This is a genomic window from Paenibacillus sp. Pae15 (assembly GCF_024519685.1).
GTDB classification, from domain to species: domain Bacteria; phylum Bacillota; class Bacilli; order Paenibacillales; family NBRC-103111; genus Paenibacillus_G; species Paenibacillus_G naphthalenovorans.
The window spans coordinates 214113-220304 of sequence record NZ_JALJRM010000006.1 but is presented as its reverse complement, the minus strand read 5'-3'; the positions used below and the strand labels follow the sequence as shown (position 1 = coordinate 220304).

Genomic DNA, 6192 nt, shown 5'->3' with positions numbered 1-6192 from the left:
CTTCCGATCTGAGCTCGGCGACCTGCCCGCGCAGCGCCGTGAGGCGCGGCTGAAGCGCCGCCGCGAGGGCGTCGGCCAGCTCGTCGGCCACGGCGAACGCCTGCTTGCGGTAGAGCGCCTTGGCCTCCGCCGCAATCTGCTTCGAATACGTCATCGTGTATTCTCCGCCAAAGACAGCCGCCTCGTTCACTTGAGCGGCCAGCCATTCGGGCGTGATCTCCGCATGAATCCGATCCGCCGCCTCGGCCGCTAAACCGGCCGGCAGACCCTGGCCTTCAAAGGCCGCTTTGACCGACTGCTGAACATGCCGCTCCACCTGCGTCTCCACCTGCGATACAAAATCGCGATGCAGCGCGGCCAGACGCTGCTGCCGCTCCGCCGCCGTCTTCGCCGCCGAGCCCAGCCAGCCTACCTTAAAGCCCGGCCGCCGGCTGTCCAAATAGACATGCGCAAGGTCCCGCGTCACAGCAGGAATGACGTTCGCGGCTTCGAGCACCGCCGTTACGTCTTTACGCAGCGCCGCCACCAGCTCCTGCGGCAGAGCGGTCAGCCGCGCAAGCTCGGCGCTCGCTTCGCGCATTTGCTCCTGCGCGGCCTCATATCCCTCGTCCGCGGCGATCTTGACGCGCAGCGCCTCCTTGGCCGGCTCGTTCGCCTCGGCCATCTTCGCGGCATGCGCCGCCGCCAAAGCGCGCGCCGACTTCTCGAGGCTGAGCCGCACCAGCGGCTCCCGAAGCTCGATCAGCCGGCCGAGCAGGCTCTCCAGCTCGCCCCACTCGCTGGCCGGATGATCCGGCATCTTCACCGAAGTATAGACGATCCCGGCAGGGGTCACCCCCCAGTTCGCGAACGCCTCGCGCACTCCGGCCTGATAAACATCCAAAGGCACTTCATGCTCGCGGTGTTTATCCATCATGTTGACAATCAGATAGAGCGGCTTGCCCCACTCCGTCAACTTTTTCGTAAACGCCAGATTGATTTCCGACTGAACATGGTTGTAATCCATCACATAAAAGACCACATCGGCCAAGTGCAGCGCCGATTCCGTAGCCAACTGATGCGCATCGTCCGTAGAGTCGATCCCCGGCGTATCCAAAAGCGCCGCATGCCCCTTCAGAAACGGAATCGGATAACGGATTTCCACCGTTTCGATCGCTTCACCGTTGCGGCAGTGCTCCGCCAGATCATCCAATGGCACCTGCTCCACTTTCGCGGCGCCGTCCCCGTCAAGGGATTCATGCCGATAAATGACCCGGGCTCCGGCTTCCCCATCCACGATACTGACGATATTGGCGCTAGTCGGAATCGGACTGGAAGGCAGCAGCGTATGCCCGCACAGCTTGTTAATCAAACTTGACTTCCCCGCCGAAAAATGTCCGCAGAATGCCAGATGAAGCCGGCCGCTCTCCGCTTTAGCCAGCAGCTGCTTGAATTTTCGGCCGTTCTCCTGATCGCCGGCCTGTTCGACTTGTGTCAGAAGATGACGGACGGCCTCCTCCATCGTTGCGTCCGGATTCATATTCCCCGCTTGCTCTTGAACCGATATGGCTTCCCCTGAAGTCATTACGCTTTTCATCCGTTTCTCTACCCCTAATCCTCTGTTTGAAAGAAAAAAAACCGAATTGCTTCGGTTTTAGTGTACCATATTTTCGGTCTCAGGGATAAAAATTTCGAATACATCGCGGTGCTGCAAAATGGTAATGTCTTTATCCTTCACCTTCATGACCACAACCTCAGGACGCTGCTTCATTCGGTTCAGATAATTTTCCGGCACGCTGCCGGACTCCGAAACGGTAACGCCGTCCACCTGCTTTTCTTCATTTTCCTGAAGCGGAGTTTGGAGCACCTTCTCATAAATATCTGAAAACACTTCAAAATTACTGGTATATACCGATATGCATTTCACTATTATCCGATCCTTTCTCATTCACACTTTTACAGTTTTTCCCTTTGACATGGATTTCCTGCTCGGGTTCGTTTTCGTTTTCAACCGTTTTTTTCCTTCTCGGCAATATTCCAGCAATGGGCACAGCTCACATTTCGGGTTTTGCGCCTTACAGTGGTAACGCCCGAAAAAAATGAGCCGATGGTGCGTCTGCGTCCATTCCTCACGCGGCACCTTTTTCATTAATTTCTTTTCCACTTCCAGCACGGAATCCTTTTCTCCAGCCAGCCCTAACCTTTTGGATACCCGCTCCACATGAGTATCGACGGCGATCGCGGGCACACCAAATGCATTGGAGACTACGACATTCGCCGTTTTTCTCCCGACACCGGGAAGCTCGACAAGCTTCTCATGCTCACGGGGAACTTCTCCATCATACTTGTCCAACAGGAGCGCGCAAAGCGCTTGAATGTTCTTCGCTTTGTTCCGGTAAAGCCCGATGCGCCGGATATCCTGCTCTAATTCCTCCAGCGGCACGGCCAAATAATCCTCAGGTCTCTTATACTTCTGAAACAACGTGGCGGTCACTTTGTTCACGGTTTCGTCCGTACATTGAGCGGACAATAGAACAGCGATCGTCAGCTCGAATGGATTCGAATGGTGAAGCTCGCAATGGGCATCGGGATACATTTTGGCGATTTGATCAAGAATGATTCTGGTCTTCGTTGGTTTCATCGTCTCGCCCCTCTTTCCGCCCATTTCTTACAGTTTACCGAATTGAGCAGGACGAATCAATGACCCGGGCCGACAAAATGCGAACTTTTTACGAAAAAACCGCCTGTGAGTAAGGTTTCCTTACCACACAGACGGCAGATAAGCGAAAAAAGTTTCATCATGGCTTAAAAAAGATTAGGGCTTTTCGATCTCGATAATTTTATCGTCCAGCACATAAATGGTCACTTCTTCATTCTCCATGAAAGCATTCGCGGCCACGGTTTGATTGCCTTTATGCAAATAAGCTTTGGCAAAGAAGCTGTATGACGTTTTGTCATTGTTGCCCGTTGGCTTCAGAATCAACTGGTTTACCGTATACATGTACGATGAAACGACGCGCTTGGAGGCAGTGGCAACATGAATCGTTATTTTATCGTTCACGTCGCGGATCACCTCCACCCGGTCATCCGGCTTCAAAGAGGTAATCGCCGCCGATGTGGTCCCATTCAGCTTGATTGTAAATTGAGACCCGAGCGGCTGCACCTGAACGTTTCCTTGGAAGTCCTGTACCGTTATGGTTCCCAGCGCGGCGTCTACAGCCGTCACCTTGCCGCGCAGTGTATTCAGAATAGTGACATTCGCCAAAGTCACACCGTTAAAGCTGGCTTTTACATACTCGTCCACCTGGATATCTTCGAAAGCGTTCGTCGATTTACCCGGATTGCTGATCTTATCGTTGCTGTCCACCACAAACGTCAGAAGCGTTCCGTTCTCGTCCTTCACACTCACCTGACGGGTAGACGGTGTGGTGTAAAGCACCTTATACACTCCAACCTTTTTCATCACGATATCTGAAATCATCGTCTGATCCCCGAGGTTGATATTAGCGCGGATCGAGTCTCCTACCTTCAGATCAGCCAGCGTGCCGTTCGTTTTGTTCTGCAGCTCCACCTTGGTGCTCGCATACGCTTTGAACGTCAGATTTTGGCCGCCTACCGTCCGGATCGTCATCTCATTGGTTGTACTGTTGATCTGTGCGACGGTACCCTCGATATACTGCGTCATTTCGACCTGAACGATTTTATCCTTGGATACCTTCAGGTCGATTTTTCTCTTATTGTTTCCATTCGAGATGAACATCGATTGGAAGTTGGACACCGGAAGCGTGGCATCTCCAATGCGAACGGCCGTGGAGTCGGTCAGCCGGAACACGCCGAATTCCCCGTTGTCGGCTTCAATCGTAAGCAGTTTCCTATCGGGGTCATAACCGACAATAGAAGCAAAAACATACTGTTTTACCGAACGGCTCGTCACAGTGACCTTGACCACTTTATCGTTGACAAGGTCCAGCTTCAGCGTATCGCCGGTTTCAATATCGTACAGGCTGGCGTTCGGCAATCCGTCGATCGATATGAGTGCATTGTCGGCAATAAAGTAAGCTCCGAGCGCGCTGCCGCCGGCTTTTTTGATCGTCATAATTTTCTTGTCGTTGCTGAGGCTTTCCAGCGTGCCTTCTACCGATTGGGTAACGTCCGCCTGCTTGCGGATCGTGATGGACACCGCCTCGTTAGACTTGATGGTGTAAGCCACCGTATCGCCGACGCGCAGCTTCGACAGGTCGGAAATCGTTCCGTCAGGCAGCGTTACCGTAGCGAGAACCGGGAAGGAATAGGTCTCCTTTTGTCCCGAGGTTTGTTCAAGGAACGTCACCTGCTTTTGTTCCAGATTAATGCTTAGTACCGTACCTTCCGCCGTTTTGTTCAGCGGAACCTGCTTCACGATGATATGGGAGATTTCATTTTCTTTCAGCAGCATGTTCCGCTTTAACTGCAGGATGCTTCCCGGTTCAATAGAGCCCAGGCTGAGCCCCCGGCCCGATGCATCCGTTATCGTTACATTGGAAGCAAGCTTATACAAAGTGCTTTGCGTCCCTTGTTGAATCGATACCATCATTTGATCCAGGAAGGTTTGGCCAAGCGTACCTTCGTACGTTTCCATCTGCTCCTGATCGTCTGTCAGCTCGACATACAAAGCTTCGCCTTGATTATGTACAACATAAACTTCATTGGTAAGCTTAATGGACGATAAAGGAATCCGGGTGTCGTCCTTCGCGTTATAGATGACCGTATTCGTCGAGATGGTGTAGCTGTCCGTCGTTCCCTGACTATTCAGCACGCTGATTTTGCGGTCGGTCAGCTCCATCACGTAACCGATGGACACCCGGTCGGAACGGGTGGTCAATTCTTTGTCCGCACGGCTGAGGAACGTGGCCATTTGAGCCCTCGTCACTTTGCCTTGCGGATGGAATCCGTTGTCTTCAAAGCCTTGAACAATCTTGAGCACAGCAGCGGCATTAATGTACCCGTTGGCCCAGTCGGACATGTCCTCGGCATCCGCGAACATAGACGACGAAGCCGCCTCCTGCCTTGCAAGATCTTCTTTTCCGATCGCCCGAATAATCAGCTTCGCCACCCATTCGCGAGTAGCGTCGCGGGATCCCCAGGCTGTCTTGGAGGACGTATCGCCGGCCTCCTCCTGCGTCAGGATCAATCCTCTGTCAAAGGCATAGGCAACATAAGGCTTGGCATAATCGCTTACCTGAACAGGTAACACCGTCTCTGCTTTATTTTCGAGCGCCTGCTTTTCCAGCCCCATCATCCGGATCGCCATCACAATGACATCCTGCTGGGACACGGAGTTTTCGGGACGGTATTCCGCTCTTTCATAGCCTTGAATAATGCCAATGGCGGCAAGCTTCGTAATATGCTTGATCGCCCAATGCTGCGGACTCACGTCAGAGAACCGCTGAACGTTCCCTGCCGTCGAGGCCGCCGATGTTCCCGTCGTGCCGGAGCCCGTCCCCGTTTGCTCGGCAAAAGCCGAGCCGCTTACCGTAAGAGAGAGCGCCAGTACGGCAGCGGCCAGCCTGCGTGCTTGCTTTTGTTTCTTGCTCTTCATGTATCCAATAGCTCCCCTCAGTTATCTGGTAATCCACATATCAGCATTAATTACGTTTGATCGGGTGCGGCAGATCCATATGGCCCATCAAGCTTTCCACTTGTTTGCCGTCCACCAGCACTTGAATCGATTGAACCTCCGTGAACTGAAACAGCGTGTTTTGCAGCGCAGTCAGGAGCATTTCCTCTCCTCCTGAACCCAAATGAGACTCAGGAGACATGGACAAATCGATCGTCAGCTGACCGTTTGACAATTCCACTTTATGGAACGTAAAGCCTTTAAATAATGGAAGCGTTTGGTTGTCCGGACTCGTTTCCAGCTTTTCCAGCGCCGCTTTGTACTTGTCCTGATCCTGTTTAAAGCTGATCGTCACTTCTTTTTCGACCAACTTCTCAAAATTGGCATCCGTATAATAGGCCTTTACCTTCAATTCCTTATTCTGTTCCTGATTCGGTTGAGGCGTCGCGGTCTGGGGAGGCTCATTCGTCCCCTGCTGAGAGCCCTGCTCCGTAGTTGCAGGGGGTGCTGCTGCCCCCGGGTTCTGCGCGGGCGGTTTACTCTGTCCACAGCCCGAAAGCAGCAAAGTGAAAACGGCTGCGGCTGCCAATCCTTTATGCCATTTTTGATTCATGGTC

At 53.0% G+C, this 6192-nt stretch carries 5 protein-coding genes; all 5 read right to left on the bottom strand.

Annotated elements, in window-relative coordinates:
- Positions 1 to 1576: dynamin family protein (locus NR121_RS07635; RefSeq protein ID WP_256831043.1), on the bottom strand; the 1576-nt coding region annotated here is incomplete at its 3' end.
- 57 nt (positions 1577 to 1633) lie between these two features.
- Complete coding sequence (locus NR121_RS07630; protein WP_054818310.1) at positions 1634 to 1906, bottom strand: hypothetical protein; 273 nt, start codon at positions 1904 to 1906, stop codon at positions 1634 to 1636.
- Between the two features lie 21 nt (positions 1907 to 1927).
- Positions 1928 to 2620 carry an endonuclease III gene (gene nth / locus NR121_RS07625; protein ID WP_062408827.1) on the bottom strand — a complete coding sequence of 231 codons (693 nt, stop codon included), beginning with the start codon at positions 2618 to 2620 and terminating at the stop codon, positions 1928 to 1930.
- Between the two features lie 174 nt (positions 2621 to 2794).
- Complete coding sequence (locus NR121_RS07620) at positions 2795 to 5557, bottom strand: S-layer homology domain-containing protein (RefSeq protein WP_256831042.1); 2763 nt, start codon at positions 5555 to 5557, stop codon at positions 2795 to 2797.
- Between the two features lie 46 nt (positions 5558 to 5603).
- The gene (locus NR121_RS07615) at positions 5604 to 6188 is read right to left on the bottom strand and encodes a GerMN domain-containing protein (RefSeq protein ID WP_054818309.1); all 585 of its coding nucleotides are present in this window, start codon (positions 6186 to 6188) and stop codon (positions 5604 to 5606) included.
- Positions 6189 to 6192 lie beyond the last annotated feature (4 nt).